At 33.5% G+C, this 23,271-nt stretch carries 24 protein-coding genes and 1 tRNA gene; 15 read left to right on the forward strand and 10 right to left on the reverse strand.

The features are described from left to right. Nucleotides 1–638 (reverse strand): transposase (locus AC23MC_RS02205; protein WP_487566799.1); only part of this gene is annotated, 638 nt, incomplete at its 3' end. 318 nt (nucleotides 639–956) lie between these two features. Here AC23MC_RS02205 and AC23MC_RS02210 point away from each other — a divergent pair. Together AC23MC_RS02210 and AC23MC_RS02215 are read left to right on the forward strand one after the other, a co-directional pair. Further along, nucleotides 957–1,601 (forward strand): class I SAM-dependent methyltransferase, encoded by a 645-nt coding sequence (locus tag AC23MC_RS02210; RefSeq protein WP_487566800.1) that lies wholly within the window; start codon nucleotides 957–959, stop codon nucleotides 1,599–1,601. Between the two features lie 411 nt (nucleotides 1,602–2,012). Then, nucleotides 2,013–2,174 carry a hypothetical protein gene (locus tag AC23MC_RS02215; protein ID WP_487566801.1) on the forward strand — a complete coding sequence of 54 codons (162 nt, stop codon included), beginning with the start codon at nucleotides 2,013–2,015 and terminating at the stop codon, nucleotides 2,172–2,174. Nucleotides 2,175–2,216: 42 nt separating this feature from the next. On the opposite strand, the gene AC23MC_RS02220 is transcribed toward AC23MC_RS02215, so the two are convergent. Further along, a tRNA-Pro gene (locus AC23MC_RS02220) sits at nucleotides 2,217–2,290 on the reverse strand. Nucleotides 2,291–2,382: 92 nt separating this feature from the next. Between AC23MC_RS02220 and AC23MC_RS02225 the strand changes: the two genes are divergently transcribed. Beyond that, nucleotides 2,383–2,868, forward strand: a complete 486-nt coding sequence (locus AC23MC_RS02225) for a phosphoglycerate mutase family protein (RefSeq protein WP_487566802.1) — start codon at nucleotides 2,383–2,385, stop codon at nucleotides 2,866–2,868. Between the two features lie 95 nt (nucleotides 2,869–2,963). Here the strand turns inward: AC23MC_RS02225 and AC23MC_RS02230 are convergent, their stop codons facing one another. Both AC23MC_RS02230 and AC23MC_RS02235 read right to left on the reverse strand, forming a co-directional pair. Then, the gene (locus AC23MC_RS02230) at nucleotides 2,964–4,478 is read right to left on the reverse strand and encodes a S8 family peptidase (RefSeq protein WP_487566803.1); all 1,515 of its coding nucleotides are present in this window, start codon (nucleotides 4,476–4,478) and stop codon (nucleotides 2,964–2,966) included. Nucleotides 4,479–4,625: 147 nt separating this feature from the next. Next, the gene (locus AC23MC_RS02235; RefSeq protein ID WP_487566804.1) at nucleotides 4,626–5,309 is read right to left on the reverse strand and encodes an OmpW/AlkL family protein; all 684 of its coding nucleotides are present in this window, start codon (nucleotides 5,307–5,309) and stop codon (nucleotides 4,626–4,628) included. 139 nt (nucleotides 5,310–5,448) lie between these two features. Here AC23MC_RS02235 and smpB point away from each other — a divergent pair, with 139 nt between their 5' ends. Both smpB and AC23MC_RS02245 read left to right on the forward strand, forming a co-directional pair. Beyond that, on the forward strand, nucleotides 5,449–5,901 hold the full coding sequence (smpB, locus tag AC23MC_RS02240) for an SsrA-binding protein SmpB (RefSeq protein ID WP_248434409.1): 453 nt from the start codon (nucleotides 5,449–5,451) through the stop codon (nucleotides 5,899–5,901). Between the two features lie 324 nt (nucleotides 5,902–6,225). After that, nucleotides 6,226–7,278, forward strand: coding sequence for a Fic family protein (locus AC23MC_RS02245; RefSeq protein ID WP_487566805.1), 1,053 nt, complete (start codon nucleotides 6,226–6,228; stop codon nucleotides 7,276–7,278). 28 nt (nucleotides 7,279–7,306) lie between these two features. Here AC23MC_RS02245 and AC23MC_RS02250 read toward each other — a convergent pair whose 3' ends face one another. Both AC23MC_RS02250 and AC23MC_RS02255 read right to left on the reverse strand, forming a co-directional pair. Further along, nucleotides 7,307–8,587, reverse strand: coding sequence for a T9SS type A sorting domain-containing protein (locus AC23MC_RS02250; protein WP_487566806.1), 1,281 nt, complete (start codon nucleotides 8,585–8,587; stop codon nucleotides 7,307–7,309). Nucleotides 8,588–8,622: 35 nt separating this feature from the next. Then, nucleotides 8,623–9,264: a protein-L-isoaspartate(D-aspartate) O-methyltransferase gene (locus AC23MC_RS02255; RefSeq protein ID WP_487566807.1), complete on the reverse strand. Its 642-nt coding sequence runs from the start codon at nucleotides 9,262–9,264 to the stop codon at nucleotides 8,623–8,625. Between the two features lie 561 nt (nucleotides 9,265–9,825). On the opposite strand from AC23MC_RS02255, the gene AC23MC_RS02260 reads away from it, so the two are divergent. The 10 genes from AC23MC_RS02260 (at nucleotide 9,826) to AC23MC_RS02305 (ending at nucleotide 19,073) form a co-directional block, all read left to right on the forward strand. Then, complete coding sequence (locus AC23MC_RS02260; protein ID WP_487566985.1) at nucleotides 9,826–10,794, forward strand: Gfo/Idh/MocA family protein; 969 nt, start codon at nucleotides 9,826–9,828, stop codon at nucleotides 10,792–10,794. Nucleotides 10,795–10,874: 80 nt separating this feature from the next. Beyond that, complete coding sequence (locus AC23MC_RS02265; protein ID WP_487566808.1) at nucleotides 10,875–11,762, forward strand: 3-hydroxyacyl-CoA dehydrogenase family protein; 888 nt, start codon at nucleotides 10,875–10,877, stop codon at nucleotides 11,760–11,762. 61 nt (nucleotides 11,763–11,823) lie between these two features. After that, entirely contained in the window at nucleotides 11,824–13,044 is a 1,221-nt protein-coding gene (locus tag AC23MC_RS02270; RefSeq protein ID WP_487566809.1) for a DUF1015 domain-containing protein, read from the forward strand. A gap of 87 nt (nucleotides 13,045–13,131) precedes the next feature. After that, nucleotides 13,132–13,791 carry a YggS family pyridoxal phosphate-dependent enzyme gene (locus AC23MC_RS02275; RefSeq protein ID WP_487566810.1) on the forward strand — a complete coding sequence of 220 codons (660 nt, stop codon included), beginning with the start codon at nucleotides 13,132–13,134 and terminating at the stop codon, nucleotides 13,789–13,791. Between the two features lie 60 nt (nucleotides 13,792–13,851). Beyond that, complete coding sequence (locus AC23MC_RS02280) at nucleotides 13,852–15,213, forward strand: exonuclease domain-containing protein (protein WP_487566811.1); 1,362 nt, start codon at nucleotides 13,852–13,854, stop codon at nucleotides 15,211–15,213. 31 nt (nucleotides 15,214–15,244) lie between these two features. Further along, a complete protein-coding gene (locus AC23MC_RS02285) occupies nucleotides 15,245–16,087 on the forward strand; it encodes an ion transporter (RefSeq protein ID WP_487566812.1) in 843 nt (280 codons plus the stop codon). A gap of 4 nt (nucleotides 16,088–16,091) precedes the next feature. Then, nucleotides 16,092–17,036, forward strand: a complete 945-nt coding sequence (gene miaA / locus AC23MC_RS02290) for a tRNA (adenosine(37)-N6)-dimethylallyltransferase MiaA (RefSeq protein WP_487566813.1) — start codon at nucleotides 16,092–16,094, stop codon at nucleotides 17,034–17,036. Between the two features lie 30 nt (nucleotides 17,037–17,066). Beyond that, complete coding sequence (locus tag AC23MC_RS02295) at nucleotides 17,067–17,720, forward strand: hypothetical protein (protein WP_487566814.1); 654 nt, start codon at nucleotides 17,067–17,069, stop codon at nucleotides 17,718–17,720. 2 nt (nucleotides 17,721–17,722) lie between these two features. Then, nucleotides 17,723–18,319, forward strand: coding sequence for a hypothetical protein (locus AC23MC_RS02300; protein WP_487566815.1), 597 nt, complete (start codon nucleotides 17,723–17,725; stop codon nucleotides 18,317–18,319). A gap of 10 nt (nucleotides 18,320–18,329) precedes the next feature. Next, complete coding sequence (locus tag AC23MC_RS02305; protein WP_487566816.1) at nucleotides 18,330–19,073, forward strand: acyl-[acyl-carrier-protein] thioesterase; 744 nt, start codon at nucleotides 18,330–18,332, stop codon at nucleotides 19,071–19,073. Between the two features lie 180 nt (nucleotides 19,074–19,253). Here the strand turns inward: AC23MC_RS02305 and AC23MC_RS02310 are convergent, their stop codons facing one another. From AC23MC_RS02310 to AC23MC_RS02325, 4 genes are all read right to left on the reverse strand, one after another. After that, nucleotides 19,254–19,970, reverse strand: a complete 717-nt coding sequence (locus AC23MC_RS02310; RefSeq protein ID WP_487566817.1) for a response regulator transcription factor — start codon at nucleotides 19,968–19,970, stop codon at nucleotides 19,254–19,256. A 24-nt stretch (nucleotides 19,971–19,994) separates the two neighbouring features. Further along, a complete protein-coding gene (locus tag AC23MC_RS02315) occupies nucleotides 19,995–21,578 on the reverse strand; it encodes a sensor histidine kinase (protein ID WP_487566818.1) in 1,584 nt (527 codons plus the stop codon). A 71-nt stretch (nucleotides 21,579–21,649) separates the two neighbouring features. Then, the gene (gene coaE / locus AC23MC_RS02320) at nucleotides 21,650–22,234 is read right to left on the reverse strand and encodes a dephospho-CoA kinase (protein WP_487566819.1); all 585 of its coding nucleotides are present in this window, start codon (nucleotides 22,232–22,234) and stop codon (nucleotides 21,650–21,652) included. Next, complete coding sequence (locus tag AC23MC_RS02325) at nucleotides 22,227–23,240, reverse strand: glycosyltransferase family 2 protein (protein WP_487566820.1); 1,014 nt, start codon at nucleotides 23,238–23,240, stop codon at nucleotides 22,227–22,229. The genes coaE and AC23MC_RS02325 overlap by 8 nt, the downstream gene beginning before the upstream one ends. Nucleotides 23,241–23,271: the final 31 nt, after the last annotated feature.

Here is a 23,271-nt window from a genome sequence, read left to right on the forward strand (position 1 = left end):
TCTTTTCTATCGCCTTGGGTGCTTCCTTTGGGCATGCCTTTATAGGCTTCTGTTTTCCAATCGTGGTGCTGGTCAACAAGCTTTTTTCGGGTGTGGCTTACTTTGTATTCGCTATTCTCATTGAGTTCGTGGGCGTAATAATCAACATCGGCTAAGACTTCTTTTTCTACTAAGCTATCCATCGAGGCATTGGCTTTGATAAAAGCACTGTCTACCGCTTGGCGTTTACCACGAACCATTCCTTTTTCTACACAAAGCGAAAGCACTTTCTTGAAGAGTTCCATAAAGACTTCTTCTCCATACAATTGACGTGTTCGACTTATGGTGCTGTGCCAAGGCAACGCCTCATCAATATCATACCGAATAAACAACCGAACGTCTAAACAATTAGAACAATATTCAATAAGTTTTCGATCGGAATTGATGTTGTTTAAATAGCCAACCAAACAAATTTTGAAGAATACAACTGGGTCAATGCTCTCTTGTCCTTCGTCTCCATAATAGTCTTGTGTAGCTTTGTATAAAAACCGAAAGTCAATGGCTTTATCCAATATTCGGTAATAATTATGCTCCGGAATCAAGTCCTGTAAATGAACTTGGTAGAGCATTTTTGGGGTGAGTTCTTTTTTTCCTTGCATGACTAAAATTACAAAACGTGAATCTTTTTTGCAAGATTTTTTTGGTATATTTGAGGAGTTGTGCAACAAGCACACAGGTTTCACAAAATGGCGAAATTTGTGGTAAATTCACGTTTATTTTTCGCAAGAAATTTTATCTTTAACGGAAAATAATCGGTTACGAAGTTCGCCACTTCGTGAAGCCGCGGAACGTTATAATCCAAAAGAGGGTTTGACGTTAGTAAAATACCGCTCTCCGAAGTCTCCCGACTTCGGAGTTATTAAAACCTATAAAGTAGCTGTATAAACAAGTTAAATACATTCCATAAAACAACAAAAATGGACAGATATAAAGAAACATTTGAAACCTGGAACAAAATTGCTTCATTATATCAAGACCATTTTATGAATTTGGACTTGTATAATGAAACGTATGATTTTGTTTGTAATTCAGTTACCAAGAAAAATGCGAAACTAGTAAAAATTGGTTGTGGTCCCGGAAATATAACCAAGTATCTTTTATCAAAACGACCGGACTTTGACATTTTCGGAATCGACATTGCACCAAATATGATTGAACTTGCCCAAAAGAATAATCCAACAGCAAGTTTCGCCATAATGGATAGCAGAAATCTTGACGAAATCAAAACACAATATGACGGAATAATTTGTGGATTTTGTTTGCCCTATTTGTCGCATACCGACAGTCAAAAATTTATAACAGACTGTTACAATTTGCTCAATGAAGATGGGCTTCTTTATATAAGTTTTGTAGAAGGCGACCCAAGTAAATCCGACTTTCAAATTGGAGGTAATGGGGACAGAAGCTATTTCTACTTTTACAATTTAAACGACCTCACTACACAACTACTAGAAAATAATTTTGCCGACTTTAAAATTTTTAAAGTGGAATATCAAAAAAACAAAAACGACATTGACATTCATACAATATTGATAGCGAAGAAAAAAACGACCGCTTTTTGATGAAGTCTCACGACTTTAGAGGAATTAAATTAATAAACCATAAGCACACGAAAAAACAATAAAAAAAAAGGAGCTACGTTTAAAAAGTAAACAATCATTAATATAAATCAAATGAACAAAAAAGTTTTAAACATTCTATTATTATCAATCGGAATTACAATTTTCGGTTTTTTAGCAGACAGCGACCCAAAAGAACCAAGCATAGTAATGCGATTTGTCGAATTTTTCGCTGTGACTGCCCTACTCTTTACTTTTTTTGCAATCAGCAATTACATATATAATTTTACTAAGAAAAAAGTTCTGCTTTCAAAAAGCAAATAATAAATTTAATAAAATAACTACCTCTCCGAATTCCCAACACTCTCCGAATTCTCCCGACTTTGGAGTAACTATTAAAACTCTATTTGTTTTATGCATTTTGCAAAAGTAGAAAGCCAAGGACAAAAAATGACTGGATTATTTCATGATCCAGAAGAGGGGTATGATGCTAGTAAAATCCTAAAAACTTTTTGCAAAAGTTTTGGGATTTTTTTATGTCTAAAATTTTCTCAAGCGAGCTTGGAAAAATTTTAGACATAAAAAAATCCCTTGAGCAAAGCTCAAGAGATTTTACTGTCGGGATGACTGGATTCGAACCAGCGACCCCTAGCACCCCATGCTAGTAAGCTACCAGGCTGCTCTACATCCCGAAAAATGATGGCAAAAGTAAGAGTTTGAAAATTATATCACAAAAATTATAGCCTAGAAATTTTAAATTTATACTTTTATAAAAAGTAAAATCATGAAAATCATTGTTTCCCTATTACTACTACTTGTATTTCAACAAACTATAGCCCAATCCAAAACCACCACCATCTACTTCATCCGTCATGCCGAAAAAGCAGACAGTTCACCAAATCCTGAACTTTCAGAAGATGGAATTAAAAGATCCGTTCGTTGGACAAAACTTTTCGAGAAAACACCAATTGATGTATTTTACACAACTTTAACCAAAAGAACACAAATGACTGCTAGCACGATTGCTACTTCCAAACAAAAAGATATGATTTTTTATGATCATGCTAAGTTTTCAATTCAAGAAATTATAGCTAAACATTCAGGAAAAACCATTTTGGTTGTGGGACACAGTAACACCATCCCTCAACAAATCAATGCTTTTTTAGGCAAAGAAGTTTATCCCCAAATTAATGAAAATGAATTTGGAAATCTGTATACAATTACCATAAACGGTGATAAAATTGAGCACAAACTCACTAATCATAATTAAAGACACCAATTTCTAAAGTAATTTAGCCACGAATTACACTAATTTACACAAATCAATTCATGTAAATTAGTATAATTCGTGGCTATTTTTATTTTTTATTGCACTGCAGTCAACGCATTGATAATTCCGTGACCAAATTGCGAATTTTTTGTTGGGTAAAATTGTGACGATTGTTTCATCTTTGTTAGCACTTGTGCTTTTGTCCACGTTGGATTTTTTGCCCAAACTAACGCGGCTATTCCGGCCGTTGTTGCTGTGGCTACCGAAGAACCGCCCACATAATCCGCTTGGTTGTTATAATAACTCAAAACTGGTACTTTATTTCCGGTAACGGCACGTTCCATCATGATAGTGAAATCTATTTCAGCACCACTGTGGCACACATCACATTTTTGATAAGTCGACGCTTCTTTTATTCCGGTAACAGCTACCGTTTCAGGCATCCACGCAGGGAAAATTACGCCTACAAAATTGGTAAACGAAGTGGATGTTCCGCCAGCACAAAAGATTAATTTGCCTCTGTTGTTAGCATAGCGAACACCGTCTTCTATTTTTCCAACAGAGAAAATGTGTCCCATAGACATCGAGATAATTTTTACATCCGACCGATTTCCTAAGGCTGTAAACGCATTTTTCACACCATTTTGCTCATGATAACCATTTAAAACCACATCGGAAGAAGCACGATACGAAACTAAATTAGCATTATACGCAACTCCAACAGGCAAACCTGCATTATTTCTTGGAGCGGTTGCTACGGAAGCCATACTTGTTCCATGACTACATAAATCATTTACTCCATCTGTTGAAGTTGACCACGGCCAAATAGAATCAACATAGGTTCCATATTTTTGAACAAAACGACCAGATGATTGTCCTGTGTTGAAACTTCCATTCATTAAGGATTGTTGCGGAGATAAACCGGTATCAACCACACCAATAGTTACACCACTTCCTGATGTTAAACCCCATGCAGCCGGAATATTGTGTTTATAAAAAGCCCAAGGAACTCTTGCATTTGGTGAAACGGTGGTAAAATCAGCGGTGCTAATTGTAGAAGAACTATAACCACAACCTGAGCTAGACATGGTTTGATAACCTTCTTCACTTTGAGGAGCTTCGTAGGTAAAATAGCGATAATCTGCTGGTTCAACATAGCGAACGTAGCGATTTCTGCGAAGAGCTTCTAAGGTTTCTTGCTTGGTTATTTTTACATCAATTAAATTTAAAAAAGTATCTTCATTAATAACTATATCATCTGTTTGTTCTGTTTCATACCGTTTTATCAAATTTAAAATTTCCGTTTGCATTTGAGAAGCAGAAGTAGATTGAGAACGATCAAAATCGTCTGCATTTCTTCCAAATCCAATAGTAACTAAATTGTTCCCTTTTAACACAGCACTCCACAACATGTGCGTACTTACTTCTTTCCAATAAAACTTTTTACCGTTTTGATTAAATGAGTTGATTTTGTCATTAATCTGACGGGCTGTTAACGGTTCTTGCTGATTTTCGATGGTGATTAATTCTTCTTTAAAATCTTCTTCTTTTGAACAAGAGGCAAAAACCAACAATGCCAAAACTGAAATTCTGAATAATTTTTTTGTCATAATACTATTTTTTTAGCTTGAGTATGACGAATATAACAATAAAATTATTCAAAAATTAAAAAGTTAATAAATAGTTAATAAAAAAGGTTGATGCTTTCACACCAACCTAATTCACTTTTAAAACTAGTAATAAACCAATTATCTTTGTTAGAACTTCATACCGAATCCTAAACCAACAATCCAAGGATTAATTTCTACTTCTGCAGGAATAACAAGTCCCGCTGCTAAATTTGTAGCATCCACGGTTACATCTGTTTTTAGAAATAATCTTTTCACGTCAAAGTTTACAAAAAATGTATCGTCAAACATGACGTCAAAACCAATTTGAGCCGCAAAACCAATTGCATTATCATATTCAATATCTTTGACAACATCACCCTCTTTTACATTATAAAACAAAGTATAATTTATACCAGCTCCCACATACGGTTTAAATTTTTTCTCTTTTAATGGAAAAAAGTGATACTGAGCAGTTAAAGTAGGAGGCAAAAGCATTACACTACCTAAATCTACATCAAAACTTGTTGGTCCACCAATAGCTGAAATATCTGAGCCAACTGTGTGAACATCATGTTTTGTTGTTCCTAAAATTAATTCTGCTGCAAAATTTTCTGTAAAGAAATAAGTAAAATCTAATTCAGGAACAATAGCATTAGATATGGATACATCTCCACCAATAATTCCAATATTGGCACTTTCATTTGGCATAACTCCGATACCTCTTAAACGAACTTGCCATTTTTTAAAATCGCTACTTTTTTCTTCTTGAGCCTGAGTAACGTTTGTCAATAATAATGACGATGCTAATAATGCAAAAACTATTTTTTTCATTTTTTTGTTTGTTAAAATTACAATTCAAAAATAATTTTAACATAAAATTCAAATACTGATAAAAATCATTTATCATAAAATATTTCTGAAGTAATAAAATGTAAGATTTCAATAATTTTGTTCATACATTTGCATTCCTATGCAGAAAATGATTAACATACTAAATAAAAGAGCCAAATTTGACTATGAAATTTTGGAACGATATGATGCCGGAATTGTTTTAACCGGTACTGAAATCAAATCGATTCGATTGGGAAAAGCTTCGATAACTGAAAGTTTTTGTGAATTTCATAATGGTGAACTATTTGTAATCAACTCACAAGTGGAAGAATATTTGTATGGCACACACTACAACCACAAAGCCAAAAGCGAACGCAAACTTTTGTTGAACAAAAAAGAGTTGAAAAGCTTAGAAAAAAGTATGCAAAACAAAGGTTTAACCATTGTTCCATTGCGACTTTACATCAACGAAAAAGGATATGCCAAGATGGAAATTGCACTTTGTCGCGGAAAGAAAAACTACGACAAACGCGAAACCATTAAAGACCGCGACACTAAACGCGATATTGATCGGGTGAAGAAAAGCTTTTAATTTCTTAGCAACTTTAGTAATTTCTAGTTTATATGATTTCTCTTTTTTTAGAAACAAAATTTAAAAAACTGCTACTTCTACTGATTTCGATAGCAAGAGTGAGCGACTAAAAACTAAAATGATGAGATCTTTCCTGCGTCAGGATGACATGATTGTGGAAGTTGAGACTGAAAACTGCGACTGAAAACTGAAAACTACTCCTCACCCGCGTTAGGGATTGCAGCGAAAAGCCCGACCGGAGCTTGCGGAGAGAACGCCAATAAGTTTTGAAAAAAATTGTGATTCGATAAAAATGACTAAATTTGTCATGACATTATTTGCAGTGTGAAAGATTTACTCAGAACAGCCCGAGAAAAAAAGAACCTCAAAACCCGTGAAGTAGCACAACTTTTAGGGATAGATCAGGCATTGGTGAGTAAGTTTGAAAGTGGAAACCGAAAACCCACCCGAGAGCAAGTGGCTAAATTGGCTTCGCTTTTGGAGATTGATTATGAAACATTGATGGTGGCTTGGTTGAAAGAAAAAATTCTCTACGAAATTGGCGATGACACTAATTTTGGCATCAAAGCGATGAAGGTAGCGGAAAGTGAAATGAAGTATGAAATAACTCCAAAGAGGCGAGAATTATCAAATTCTTTGATGGAAATTTTGAATGAAATTGATTCGCTTAAGAAAATTTTAGATCAAAAAAGAGCTTTTGATAGTTTTAAAATTGGTCAAGCCCTAGAATTGGAATATACGTTTGAAAGCAATCGTATAGAAGGAAACACACTCACCTTGCAAGAAACCGATTTGGTTATCAATGAAGGTTTAACCGTTTCCGGAAAAAGTATGCGAGAGCATTTGGAGGCCATTAACCATCAAGAAGCAATTGGCTATATCAAGCAATTGATAGAAAGAGGTTTTGGTTTTAATGAGCGAGAATTGTTGTCGATACATAATCTGATTCTTCGAGGGATAATTCCCGAAGATGCCGGAAAATATCGCAGAGTTCAAGTCATGATTAAAGGAAGTGCTCACATGCCGCCTCAACCCTATTTGGTTGCCAAAGAAATGGAAGACTATTTTTTGTGGTATGAAAATGAGAAAAAGAAATTGCATCCGGTGGTTTTGGCTGCAGAAATGCACGAAAGAATGGTCACTATTCATCCATTTATTGATGGAAACGGCAGAACTTCGCGTTTGGTTATGAATCTAATTTTATTGCAGCACGGTTATGTAATTGCCAATATTAAAGGTGATTATGACAATCGGATGAAGTACTACAATGCATTAGAAACTGCTCAAACCAAAAGCAATAAAGAAGAATTTTTGCTCTTTATTGCTCAAAATGAAAAGGAATGTTTAGAGCGATATTTAAGTATTATTGGTCAATAAAAAACCCGCTATGGCGGGTTTAAAGTTTCTAATTTTTTATTAATTTTTTAGTTTTTACTTGATTTTCTTCTTCAATTTGAATAACATAAACACCTGGTTTAATTTGAGTTGTATCAACCTTTTCTCCAGAAAAAATTTGTTTCTGAATTACTAATCTGCCTTGTACATCAAAAAGAGAAATTTTAGCAGAAGAAATTCCTTTTACAGAAAAATTTGTTGAAAACGGATTGGGAAAAACTTGAAAAACAGTTTCAGAAAAATCATTTAATGTTAAAGAACAATCAATTGGAGTTCCGGCAACTGAAGCGAAAACGCCGTTGTTTACAGACCAATGTTCCCAAGTTCCACCGGAAATGGTACCAGCTTCCCAATCGCTTAAATCAAAAAAGTGATCTCCGGTCATTGTTCCGGGAACTTTATAGACCTGTAAGGCTTGTCCGTTATAATTCCAAGTTAAAGGAACGCCAGACTGAATGGTTTCGATATCATTTGGGTTACTACAATTGGCTTGCACAAAATAAGCATATTCCTCATAATCGGGATATTCTCCAAAAACTCTTGCTTTTCCGCTTTCATCAATGCAAATGGCAACATATTCGTTGGCGGCTACTCCTTTTACTTCAAAATTAAAATCATTTTTAAATCGGGCAATAAAGGTGCTTTGTCTTCCTCTTCTGTCGGGATTGTCGTAATGTGTATCGGTAATCACATCATCTAAAAACGGAACGGAAAGAAAATCATCATAACCCAACGTCACATTGGGATGATACGGATTATTCATCGCTTGCGAAGAAGTAACTGAACCATTCTGAGCATTGAAATATTTTCCGCTCAAAATTGCCATTCCGGCACTTGTTCCGCCAATTGGTGCGTTTTTTACATTGATATGTTGATTGAGTAAATCTTCCAATGCATTGTCTTTGAAGAACGAAACATAATTCCATTGGTCGCCACCGGCAAACCAGATCATTTCGGCATTGGCAACCTTATCTAAAACGTATGGATTTGTAGCTCCGACAACTGACGTAATAACAAGTGTTTCTACAGAATTAACAGTAACTCCTAATCCTGAATACAAATAATTATTGTAACCGTTACTACCAGAGCTTCTTAAAACCACAACATCTCCCCCATTTGCTTTTTGCAACAGCCATTTCATCGCGTTATCATGCTCGGTTGCACCACCCATTAAACATACGCCAAATTCCGGTGTTGTGGTTATATTGGTTGTGTTTCCGGTAAAATAACTTGTATATCCTTGAGCATTTAGAAAAAATGGAACAAGTAAAAAGAGTAATTTTCTTATCATTGGATTGATTTTTCCATAAAAATAGGAAAAAATATCTAATTCTTATCCTCCAACAAAGGAACAAATCGAAACTCGCCAAATTCATGTTTTTCAAATTGAGTTTCGTTTTTACGAATCAATAACGTCATAATTTGCTCTTTTTCGCCAAGTGGAATCACTAACCTTCCTCCTATTTTTAATTGAGCCATTAATGGTTTTGGAATGATTGGTGCTCCGGCCGTCACAATTATACTGTCAAACGGAGCATAATTGGGCAGCCCTTTGTAACCATCGCCAAAGGTTAAAAGTTTTGGCCTGATATTTAATTTTGGTAATAATAATGAAGTGGTTTTAAACAATTCGTTTTGGCGTTCTACGGAATAAACTTTGGCTCCCATGGTGCACAAAACGGCAGTTTGGTAACCGGAACCTGTTCCGATTTCAAGGACTTTATCCTCTTTTTTTACTTCCAATAATTGCGATTGAAAAGCAACAGTATAAGGTTGCGAAATCGTTTGTCCGGCTCCAATGGGGAACGCCTTATCTTGATAAGCATATTGCTCAAAACCGGAATCTAAAAACAAATGTCTTGGAATTTTTTTGATGGCTTCCAACACATTTTTGTCTGTAATTCCTTTTTCGCTTAAAAGTTTAACTAATTGATTTCTAAGTCCTTGATGTTTTTCGGTATCTCTCACTTGGGGTTCGGGTTAGTTTGGTAAAAATAAACTTTAAATAATGAACTTGCAAATGTTGGAAGATGGAAGTTGGGAGTTGGGAGTTGGGAGTTGGGAGTTGGGAGTTGGGAGTTGGGAGTTGGGAGTTGGGAGTTGAGAGTTGGGAGTTGGGAGTTGGGAATATGGATTGAATACTGAGACTGAAAACTGAATACTGAATACTGAATACTAAATACTGAGACTGAAAACTGAATACTGAATACTGAATACTAAATACTGAGACTGAATACTGAATACTGAATACTGAATACTGAGACTGAATACTGAATACTCCCCTGCCCCCGATTGCAACGGAAAGCATTTTTTGTCAGCTTGGACATTTTCTTGATAAAAAATAGCGACCTTGGGAGCTCATTTTTGGTCTTAGAAAATGCCAAGCTGACAAAAAATCTTGAAGTGGAAAGCGGGATAAGGCACAAAATAAAACTTTCATCTTCCATCTTCTATCTTCCTGTCAATATTTTAAACCATTCTTCCTTGTCAATTCTTCCATAATTACTATTTTTGATGAAATTTACTTTTATGCTTAAAGTTGGCGTTTTGGGTGCCGGTCACCTTGGAAAAATACACTTGCGATTACTCAATCAATCCTCAAAATACGAATTAGTTGGCTTTTATGATGAAAATCAAGAAAACGGAGCAAAAATTGCGGCCGAATTTGGCTATAAACAGTTTGATACGATTGCGAAATTAATTCACGCTGTTGATGTAATTGACATTGTAACTCCTACTCTTTCGCACTATAAATGTGCTAAAGTTTCGATTAAATCGGGCAAACACGTTTTTATTGAAAAACCAATTTCTACGACTGTGGCAGAAGCGGAGGAAATTATAGCTTTAGCAAAAGAATATAATGTTAAAGGTCAAGTGGGTCACGTAGAACGATTTAATCCGGCTTTTATTGCGGTGAAAAATCAAATTGACAACCCAATGTTTATTGAAACACATCGATTGGCTGAATTTAATCCGAGAGGAACAGATGTTCCTGTGGTTTTGGATTTAATGATTCATGATATTGATGCAATTTTGAGTGTTGTAAAATCGAAAGTAAAAGCCGTTTATGCCAGTGGAGTTTCGGTTTTGAGTCAATCTCCGGACATTGCGAATGCGAGAATTGAGTTTGAAAATGGTTGTGTTGCCAATATCACTTCGAGTAGAATTTCGATGAAAAATATGCGAAAATCTCGCTTTTTTCAAAAAGATGCTTACATCTCTGTTGATTATTTAGACAAAGTGTGTGAAGTGGTAAAAATGAAAGACGCACCTGAAGTTCCCGGTGATTTTGATATGATTTTACAGAATGCGGAAGGAGTTAAAAAACAAATTTATTTTGATAATCCTGAAGTTTCGTTAAACAATGCCATTTTGGATGAATTGGAAACTTTTGCGGACGCTATCAACAATAACACAACTCCAGTGGTGACGTTGGAAGATGGAACAGAGGCGTTAAGAGTGGCATATATGATTATCGATTCGATGCAGAAAAAATAATTTGTTTAAGGTTTCAGGTTTGACGTTATTGCTAAACCTGAAACTTGAAACTTGAAACAAAAACAAACTAAAAATACATAATGAAAACAATCGCAGTAATCGGAGCAGGAACAATGGGTAACGGAATTGCCCACACGTTTGCTCAAAGCGGATTTACCGTAAAATTAATTGATGTTTCCGAAAAATCGTTGGAAAAAGGAATGGCAACTATTGCTTCCAACTTAGATAGAATGGTGACAAAAGGAACTATTTCGGAAGATGATAAACACAAAACAATTTCAAATATTATCACGTACACCGACATCAAAGACGGTGTGGTTGGAACAGATTTAGTGGTGGAAGCCGCTACTGAAAATGTAGGTTTAAAAATGAATATCTTTAAGCAATTAAGCGATATTTGTGATCATAATGTGATTTTGGCAACGAATACTTCCTCGATTTCCATCACACAAATTGCCGCTCAAGTAGTTCATCCGGAACGAGTAATTGGTATGCATTTTATGAATCCGGTGCCGATAATGAAATTGGTTGAAATCATTCGGGGTTACAACACTTCGGATGAAGTGACCAAAATCATCATGGATTTATCGGTAAAATTAGGCAAAACACCAACGGAAGTGAACGACTATCCAGGTTTTGTGGCAAACCGAATTTTAATGCCTATGATTAATGAATCCATCGAGACATTATATAACGGTGTTGCCGGAGTTCAAGAAATTGATACGGTAATGAAACTCGGAATGGCTCATCCGATGGGACCGTTACAACTAGCTGATTTTATTGGTTTAGATGTTTGTCTTTCCATCTTGAATGTGATGTATGACGGTTTCAAAAATCCAAAATATGCTCCTTGTCCGCTTTTAGTGAATATGGTGATGGCCGGAAAATTAGGGGTAAAATCAGGAGAAGGATTTTATGATTATTCGGAGAGTAAGAAGGCGGAGAAAGTTTCGAAGCAATTTATTTAAATGTTATCGGTTGTCGGTTGTCAGTTAACCGAAAACCGAAAACTGATAACTGACAACAGAAATGAGCAAAATAATCCCTTTCAAAGCCGTTCGTCCCACTGCAGATAAAGTCGCCTTGGTTACATGTAGAAATTATGACGATTACAGTTCGGCTGAGCTAGCGGCTTGGTTGAGTTTTAATCCATATTCGTTTTTGCATGTGATTCACCCCGCCTATGTGCATTCGCAGAAAATTACGTTAGATAAGCGTTTTAAAGGTGTTGCTCACAAATACCAAGATTTTAAAGACGATAAAATTTTTGTGGAGGAAGATAAACCGGTTTTCTTTGTTTATGAAATTCAAACCAAAACCAATTCGTTTACCGGAATTGTTGGCGGAACTTCGATTGAAGATTATAAAAATAATATCATCAAAAAACACGAAGATACGCTGCAGTATCGAGTAGAATTGTTTAAAGATTATTTGCATCAAACGGGTTTTAATACAGAACCGGTTTTAATTACTTATTCGGATAATGTCACTATAAATAATTGGATATCAGACAAGAAAAAAGAACAACCACATTATCGTTTTTCAACTACTAATAAAGAAAAACATACGTTGTGGAAAATTGACTCAAACGAAGAAATTTCATGGGTGCAACAACAATTTGAACAAATTCCTGAATTATATATTGCAGATGGTCATCACCGTTCAGCATCAGCAGAATTGTTGCATGATGAATTTGAAGCCGCAGGAAATGAAAACTTGAACTATTTCATGAGTTTTCTCATTGCTGAAAGCGAAGTAAAAATTTATGAATTCAATCGAATTATTCGCGATTTGAATGGTTTTGAAGTAGCTGATTTTTTGGCTAAATTAGAAGATCATTTTATCATCAAAAACAAAGAACAAGAGTTGTGGAAACCACAAAGTAAGTTTGAATTTGGCATGTATTTGGATGGAAAGTTTTATGCTTTATTTTACAAAATCAATAACAAAAATAAAAATTCAATTTTATCAAATTTAGATGCTCAAATTTTGTATGATAAAGTATTACAGCCATTACTCGGAATTGATGATTTACGAAATGACGAAAGAATTGAATACATTCCCGGAAAGCAATCTATTTTAACCATTAAGGAATTAATTGACGAAGGTGAATTTGAAGTTGGTTTTATGCTTTATCCTTCTGATATTTCTGAAATTAAAGCCTTGGCTGACAACGATTTAATAATGCCACCAAAAAGCACGTATATTGAACCTAAATTTAGAAGTGGGTTGATTGTATATGAATTATAATTTAAATAAACATTTAAGAACACAGATTTAAGAAATTTTGAAAATTTTGAAAATTTCTTAAATCTGTGTTCTGATAAAAATTAAAAAATGTCAATAAAAAACAATTTACAAAACATAAAATCCTCCCTTCCACCTCACGTAACCTTAGTTGCCGTTTCCAAAACGAAACCGGTTGCTGATTTGATGGAAGCTTACAACGCCGGGCAACGCATTTTTGGCGAAAACAAAATTCAGGAAATGACTGAAAAGTGGGAACAAATGCCCAAAGACATTCAGTGGCACATGATTGGTCACGTTCAGTCGAATAAGGTGAAATATATGATTCCGTATGTAAGTTTAATTCATGGTGTGGATAGTTTGAAATTATTAAAAGAAATTAATCGTTTGGCTGTAAAATGGCGAAAAAAAGTGGATTGTTTATTGCAAATTCACATTGCAAAAGAAGATACAAAATTTGGTTTAGATGAAAAAGAATTATCTGAGTTACTGACTTCGGAAGAATTTAAAACCTTTGAAAATATTTGCATTGTTGGTTTGATGGGAATGGCTACTTTTACCGAAAATCAAGAGCAAATTAAACGTGAATTTTTACATTTGAAAAGCATTTTTGATCAGCACAAACCACTGACAACTGACAACTGCCAACTGACCACTTTATCCATGGGAATGAGCGGCGATTATCAACTCGCTATCGAATGCGGAAGTAACATGGTTCGAATTGGAAGTAGTATCTTTGGCGTTCGCTAATGTGCCAATTTAAAAATGTACCAATTCCATAAAACAGATAACCGATAACCGACAACTGATTTGTACGCAATCCTAGACATAGAAACCACCGGAGGTCAATTTAACGAAGAAGGAATCACCGAAATCGCCATCTATAAATTTGATGGTCACGAGGTTGTGGATCAATTCATTAGTTTAGTAAATCCGGAAATTCCGATTCAGCCATTTGTGGTAAAATTAACCGGTATTAATAATGCCATGCTTCGTTCGGCTCCCAAGTTTTATGAAGTAGCCAAACGCATTATTGAAATAACCGAAGGTTGCATTGTGGTGGCTCATAATGCTTCGTTTGATTATAGAATTTTACAAACCGAATTCAGACGATTAGGTTTTAAATTTCAAAAACAAACGCTTTGTACCGTTGAATTATCCAAAAAATTATTACCCGGACATCCATCGTATAGTTTAGGAAAATTGGTTCGAGCACTCGGAATTCCAATGGCCGACAGACATCGGGCAAGTGGAGATGCAATGGCAACTGTAAAATTATTCAAAATGCTGTTAGCTCAAGATGTTGAAAAAGAAATCTTGAAAAGTTTGGTAAAAACGGAAATTAAATCCGGGATGTCTCCAAAATTATTAGATATAGTTGAAAGTCTTCCTTCCAAAACGGGAATCTATTACATCCATAACGAAAAAGGCGATTTGATTTATATTGGAAAAAGTAAAAACATAAAAAAACGTGTAAACCAGCACTTTACGGGAACAAGCAGCAAATGTAAAAAAATTCAATTTGAAGTTTATACGGTTACTTATGAAGAAACAGGTAGTGATTTAATTGCACTTTTAAAAGAAAGCGAAGAAATCAAAATAAATAAACCAATTTACAATAGAGCACAAAGAAAAACCATTTTTCAATGGGCTTTGTATTCAAGTAAAGATGAAAATGGCTATTTGAGACTTTCGCTTCAAAAAACCGATTTACGTAAAAAAGAAATAACCTCCTTTGCATCCATTCAAGAAGGAAAAACGGCCTTGTTTAAAATTACTGAAAAATACAACTTGTGTCAAAAAATTAATGGCTTATATGAAACCAAAAATGCTTGTTTTCAATATAAAATAAAAGAATGTGACGGAGCTTGCATTGGAGAAATTTCACCGGAAGAATACAATTCCAGAGTCGAAGAATTTATTGAAGCCAGCCAATTTGACAATGAAAATATGGTCGTTATCGATCGAGGCAGAAGCTTGGAAGAACGTTCAGCAATTTTAATTGAAAACGGAATTTATAAAGGCTATTGTTTTTATGATTTAAATTATCAAATTACAAATATTGAAGTACTTCGAAACATCATTATACCAATGCAAAACAATCGAGATACTAAAAACATTATTCAAGGTTACTTGAGAAATCACAAAGTGATGAAGATTGTTACGTTTTAATTTCTTTATCTTTGAATAATATGTTGTCGTTATGAGAGAAACTAAATCACAATATGAAATTTTCAGACAGAAAACCCATATCATCATTTATGGTACAAACACAGTAGCTGGTAGACTTTTTGACCTTATTCTTTTAGGTTTAATTCTGCTCAGTGTTGTGCTTGTTATGTTAGAAACCGTTGAGGGTTTTGACATCAAATACCACAATCAATTAGTTTTATTAGAATGGATTATCACCGTTTTTTTCAGTATCGAATACATTCTTCGGATAATTTGTATTGATAAACCCAGACGTTATATTCTGAGTTTTTACGGAATCATAGATTTGATTGCTATTCTTCCGATGTATTTGTCTTACTTCTTTGCTAGTTCTCATTTATTTGTCATTATCAGAGCATTACGATTACTTCGCTTATTCAAAATTTTAAATCACCCTCATTTTTCCGGACAGTCGCAACAATTACGAAAATCACTGATAGCCAGCAGAGGAAAAATTGTTGCTTTTATGTATTTTATTTTGATTAGCTGTATTCTGATTGGTTCTTTAATGTATGTGGTGGAAGGAAAGGACTCCGGTTTTACTAGTATTCCAATTAGTATTTATTGGTGTATTGTAACCTTAACCACGGTTGGTTTTGGTGATATTACACCTGTTACTCCGTTAGGTCAATTTATTGCATCACTAGTAATGATAATGGGTTACGGAATAATTGCAGTTCCAACCGGAATTGTAACTGCTGAAATTGCAAAATCAGAATACAAACGCGGTTTGGAAGCAAAACGTCATCATTGTATGAGTTGTGGAAAAGATGATCATCCGGAAAATTCAAAATTTTGCTACAACTGCGGAAATGAATTAGACGAACATTCGTAAATAATTGACCTTGACAAATTCAAATTTTCTTATAACGATTATTGGTCCAACCGCTATTGGCAAAACCGCTTTAAGTATTGCTTTAGCTCAACATTTTGGTTGCGAAATTATTTCGTGTGATAGTCGTCAGTTTTATAAAGAAATGAAAATTGGTACCGCTGTTCCAACAGATGATGAATTGAAAGCATCTCCACATCATTTTATTCAAAATAAATCGATTTTTGAAAATTATTCGGTTGGCGATTTTGAACGAGATGCCATTTTAAAATTAGATGAATTGTTTCAAAAAAATAACATTCAAATTATGGTTGGTGGATCAGGTTTGTATGTAGATGCGATTTTGAAAGGTTTTGATGATTTTCCGGATATTGATTCAACAATCAGAGAACAGATTAAAACAGAATTTGATTTAAACGGATTGGATTATTTACAGAAAAAATTGAAAGAATTAGATCCAATTTATTTTGAAAAAATAAGCATCGAAAACCCGCAAACATTACAAAATCCGCAACGAATGATGCGTTTTGTGGAAGTTTGTTTAGGAAGCGGTAAACCCTATTCTTCATTTTTGAATCAGAAAAAAAACAAACGAAATTTTGTTCCGATTATAATTGGTTTGGAAGCCGATAGAGAAATTATGTATAATCGAATTAATCAAAGAGTTGATTTAATGATTGACGATGGTTTGTTGGATGAAGCCAAAAATTTATTTCCAAATAAACAGTTGAATGCATTGCAAACTGTTGGCTACCGTGAACTATTTGATTATTTTGATGGGAAAACAACTTTGGAATTCGCAATTGAAGAAATCAAAAAAAACACGCGACGTTTTGCCAAACGACAATTAACATGGTTTAAACGAACTGAAAATGTAATGTGGTTTGATTTTGAAACAGATTTAGATGAAATTATTTCAAAAATTAATCAGAAAATAAAGCAACCAAATTAAAATAAAGTCATCTTGATAAAAATATTTTGTATGAAAAAATTGCTGTTTTTATTTATTATTTTCACCTTCAATAGTTGCGAAATTTATTACGATGGCGAAACAAGATTGATTATTGATACTGTTGTTAAAGACATTGATGACGGAACTCCATTAAAAAATATTCCATTTAAAGTAATTGTAACAAATGGTTATGATACCGAAACAATTTCTACAGGTTTTAGTGATAATGAAGGAAAAATTTTAGCTGCTTTTCCCGCACCAAAATCGGATTCAGATTTAATTAGTTTGGAGATTTATCCTAAAGAAATATATGAAAAACTAGAGTTTGTTAGAATTTTAAAATCTGATTTTACTAATTATAAACTATCCCCTATTTCAAATGGATTGACAAAAAAAGATAGAATCACAAATTTAAATTTAGAAATTATTCAAACTTCTTCACAAATTGCTTTAAGCGATTTAGCCATTAATGCTATTCGCCCTGAACTTGTGATAGATTATAATCCCGAATATGAGGATGATCCTTTAAATTGGTACTTCTATCCTATCTCAATTTTAAAAAATCAAACTTTTAATCTCACATACAAATTAACTGATTTTAGTGTAAATCCGGCTTCAGTTGAATATTTTTCAATTCCGATAAGTGTTGAAAATGAAAGTATAAACTATCAATTAATTTATTAAAGATGAGACCTACAAAATTCTTTAAAGCAAGCATTTTTATACTCTTTTTCATTTCATTTTCAATTGAGGCTCAAGATCGTTTAAAAATAAAACCAGTTGGGAGAATTTATGTTCTCAAACCCTTTCATCAAGGTGATAATGCTTTTTCAGATGCTTACTCTTCAAGTGTTGGTTTTGGCGGACATTTATTCTTGCCAAAATATAAAAATTTTAGATTAGGATTTGGTGGAGATTATATTCCCTATGAAGTGGAAAAAGAAAATCTAATTGGAACAATAAGCACTAACACTTACTATTCGGCTTATGGATTACTTAGTTATGATGTAAATGTGACCGAAAAATTCAACTTTAGTCCCGTAATTGGGTTAGGTTCTTCAACATTACGAATGAGAACAAGAGACCGCAGGATAGATTCGCAAAACGGAACAGAATTTAGAATCGGTTTGTATTCTGATTATACATTTTCTCCTCATTTTGGAGGTTTTGTTGGGTTGTATTATATTTCGAATCGTTTTAAAATTAATACACATCCCGATTTTGAAGATTATTTTGGTAAATCAAATTCTATTCAAGTATCTTTAGGTTTAAAATTTTTCTAAAATCATTTTCATGCCAATTTCACCCAATTTTACCTCAGAATTTTCTAAAAAATGGGAAATTAATTTCGTTCAATGCTATCCAAATGGTCAGTTGAAACACACGGAATTGTGCAATCTTTTGCAGTTAACCGCTGGTTTTCATGCCGAGTTAGGCGGCTTGAGTTTTAGTGATATGCAGGAATTTCATCAAGCGTGGGTTTTGAGTCGGATGCGAGTGGAAGTGACCGATTTACCAAAATGGAGAGACATTGTCACCGTGAAAACGTGGATTGTTGAAATGCATGATTCTCGTTCGGTGAGAGCGTTGGAATTGTATGTTGGTGATAAAAAAATAGTTGGTGCTCTCACTTTTTGGGTCGTGTTGAATACCGAATTAAGAAAACCACAAGCGTTAGCTTTACCTTTTGAACATTTTACATTTTTTCCGGAAAAATTACCAACTGCTCAAACTTTTGATAAAATTAATTTGAATGTTGACTATCAATTTTTGAAAAGTAAATCGATTTTACTTTCTGATTTGGATATTGTGAATCACGCCAATAATGTAAAATATTTAGAATGGTGTTTGGATTGTATAAATCCGAAAGTGATTTTAAAGAATAAGATTCAGGCGTTTGATATGAATTTTTTGCGGGAATTACATTTATACGATGAAGTTGAAATTGTGGCTTCTAAAGAAGAAAATCCGGAATTGGTGAGTGTTACCAAAAATGGAAAAACCAGTTTTGCTTTGAAATTGGAATATAGCACATAGCCCTACCCCAGATTGCAACGGAAAGCATTTTGGGCAAAAAAATCTAGAATTCTTAAAGCAAAAAAGCGACCAGAGGAAGCTCTTTTTGGTTTGTAGAATTCTTTTTTTTTGCCCAAAATCTTGTAGTGGAAAGCTGGATTGGGTTCAAAAAAAAAGCTCCCAAAATTGAGAGCTTTTACTTTATTGAGTAACCTTATTTTTGATTACTAAACGGAAACCTTCGCCATGAATGTTGAGGATTTCTACGTCTTCGTCCGGTTTAAGATATTTTCTTAATTTGGCGATATACACGTCCATACTTCTGGAAGTGAAATAGTTATCGTCTCTCCAAATTTTGGTTAACGCCAATTCACGTGGCATTAAGTCGTTTTCATGAAGGGCTAACATTTTTAGCAATTCATTTTCTTTTGGAGATAATTTAATTGGCTCATCATTAGAAAATGTTAGAAAACGTAATTTAGAATTCAAATGGAATTTTCCGATTTGGAATTCAAATTTTAAGTTATCTGTTTTACTTTCAGACTGTTTGCGTTGCATGATGGCTTTTATTTTCATCAATAAAACTTCTGAATCAAAAGGTTTATTAAGGTAATCATCGGCACCAACTTTGTAGCCTTTTAAAACATCTTCTTTCATTGACTTTGCTGTCAAGAAGATTAAAGGCACATCTTTGTTTTTTTCACGGATTTCTTTGGCTAGGGTGTAGCCATCTTTGTAAGGCATCATGACATCCAAAATACACAAATCATACGTGTCTTTTTTGAATTTCTCGAATCCTTCCATTCCGTTTTTGGCTAAAACGACTTCAAAATCGTTTAGCATCAGGTAATCTTTTAGTATGGCTCCAAAATTTGGATCATCTTCTACTAAAAGAATCTTTTTGTTTTCTGCTTCCATAGGTTAATTTATATTTAGTGGTATTTAATTTATTAGTGGCAATTTAATGCTGAATGTGCTTCCTTTTCCTTTTTCGCTTTCAACGGAAATTTGTCCGTTATGTTCTTCTACTATTCTTTTTACGTAGGCAAGGCCTAATCCGTGTCCTTTCACGTTGTGAATATCTCCGGTGTGCTCGCGATAGAATTTTTCAAAAATTCTTTTTTGAGCAACTTTACTCATTCCGGCTCCGTGATCTTTGATTTTTATGATTAGAAAATCTTTTATATTTTCTGTATAAATGTCAATGATTGGTTTTTCCGGCGAATATTTTACTGCATTGTCTAACATGTTAACAAATACATTCGTAAAATGTACATCGTTTAACAATACTGTTGTTCTGCTGGCTTGAAAATGTTTATTTATTGTTCCTTCTCTATCTTCAACAATCAAACTAACATGGTCAATTGCATCGTTAATTATATCATTTACATCGAGTGGCTCTTTATTAATTTCAAGTTCTCGTTTTTCGAGTTTTGAAATCCGTAATACATTTTCAACTTGAGCATGCATTCGTTTATTTTCGTCCCGTATCATTTGAAGATAGCGATGTACTTTTTCTTTATCTTCTATTACTTTAGGGTTTTTTATTGCGTCTAAAGCCAAATTAATAGTGGCAATTGGTGTTTTGAATTCATGCGTCATATTGTTGATGAAATCTGTTTTTATTTCAGAAATCTGACGTTGCTTGAATAATTGATTTAACGCATTGGAATATGCGATAATTATGATTAATGTGAAAACCAATGAAAGCATTGCAATACCTATTAAATCAGAAAAAATGAATTTCTTTTTTTCTGGAAAACTTACTAATAATTGATATTTACTCATTCCTTCATTATCTGTAAAAATAGGAATGCTATAGGTATCGTTTTTATTAAATTTGAAATTATCTGATCTAACTTTTGTGGCTAAACCATTACTATATATTCCAAATTCAAAAGAAGTATTTACACCATATTCTTTAAGTTCACGTTGCAAGAGTTCTTGTAATTTTTCTTTTGAAATTCTTCTTTGAATAGGATATGTTAAGGCAATATCATTGAATGATAAATCATATAACAACTTATCTAAGATTTCCAAATTACCGGATTTTTCCATCTTGTAATCCGGAGTTGTTGAATTTTGTAAGTTTGATTTATCAATTCCGTTGTGATAAATTTCAGTTTTTCGTTTTGATGAAAAACTTTTTATTTTCAGACTGTCTCTTTTTTTATCAAAGAACGAGGGTGAAATAGTAAAATCTTGCGAATTAATACTATTTGAATAAATTATGGTTTCGTTTGTTTGCGAGTTTCGTTCATAATAACCAAACTCTAAAAAATCTGTATCAACAACTTTATCGGAACCTGTACTATCTTTAAATTGATTTATTTTATCAACAAAAGCCAGTATTTCCTGTTTTTTTAAATTATCAGAAACATTTCCCAGAACTTGTTTTACATGAAATTTAAATTGTTCTTGGTTATTTTCTAATGAAGAATTGAACCAATATACTTGTACAAAAATTATACCAATGAGCGATAAACTCATTAAAACTACAAGCACCCTAAACAAAACCTTATTCATCTCTACAAAATTAAGATTTTAACATTTGTATTGTTAATAGATTAACCAAACATTAACATCATGTGTCTTTTTTAAATTTTATTTAATACTTTAAGAATATCTTGAACTTGTGCTTTAGTTTTCTCTAAATCAACGTTTTCAATGACAAAATCGCTCAACAAAATCTTCTTTTCATCACTCCATTGATTGTTAATTCGTTGTAAAACACTCTCTTTGTCTGAATTATCTCTCAAAACAACTCTTTCCAGTCTTAACAATTGTGGAGCGACCACTGTTATTACTTTATCACATTGTTTATGACCTCCTGTTTCAAACAAAATAGCAGCTTCTTTAATTACGAATGAACTTGTAGTGTGGTTTTTTAACCAATCTTTAAAATGCTTTTGAACAGCCGGATGAACTATTTTATTGAGTTGTTCTAACTTTTCAGGATTTTGAAAAACAATATTTGCCAATTTAGCACGATCTATTTTTGAATCAACTATAACAGATTTTCCAAAAGCTTCTTGAACTTGCTTAATAATTTCGTTAGATTCCATTATTTTTTTAGCTTCATCATCGGCAATGTAAATGGGAATTCCTTGGTCTCTAAACATTTTAGCTACGGTTGTTTTTCCGCTGCCAATGCCGCCAGTTAAACCTATAATTTTAGTCATTTGCAAGAGATTTAAAAAACAATTCCGGAAATTCTAATTTTGGATTTTTGTTTAACAACTGTATTAATACAAATGATTTTAAAAACCCTAAGCCATATCCATAAAACTGAATAAAAGCCGCTACTAATGATAAAGACCCAATTTTAACACTTTTGTTACAGTAGGATGCTGTAAAAAACAAAAGAAGATAATAAAATGCATACATTATCAATGGAAAGAAAAACCCTAAAAACAAGGCAGCCGTAAAGGCCAAAAACAAACCAATCATGAATAAAGTTGGAAAGAAAAAAGTTGGTTTACTGTATTCAGGATACCAACTATTTAGAATTGGTCTGGCTTTTCCAAATTTTGAAACTTGATTATAAAATTTTTTCCAATCGATTCTTCTTTTATGATATACATAAGCGGAAGATATTAATCTGGTTTCAAAATTCATTTTCCATAATCGGATGGATAAATCAGGATCTTCACCGGGATGAATATTTCCAAATCCGTTAGAAGCTTCAAAGGCTCTTTTAGAAATTCCCATGTTGAAACTTCTGGGTTGAAACTTGTCAATTTTTTCTGATCCACCTCGAATTCCGCCAGTTGTTAAAAAAGAGGTCATAGTAAAGTTGATTGCTTTTTGAACATCTGAAAATGAATCCAAAGCTTTATCAGGACCACCAAAACAATCGATGAAATTATTTTTTAAAGCCAAATCTACTTCTGAAAGATAATTTTTAGGAATAATACAATCGGAATCAAAGATGATAAAATAGTTTCCTTTTGCCCTACTCATTCCAAAATTTCTGGAATCTCCGGGACCTGAGTTTGGTTTAAAGAAATAACTTATATTTAATTTATCTGAATATTTTTCAATTACATTTTTGCAATCAATTATAGAACCATCTTCTATTATTACAATTTCGAATGGAGGATTATAATCCTGAACAACAAGACTTTCTAAAAGTTCGTCAATTTCATCAGGACGATTATATACGGGTATGATTATTGAAAAGTACATTTCTAAATTTTAACAAATATACGGCTTTAAA

This window comes from Flavobacterium sp. T50_26 (genome assembly GCF_057652995.1).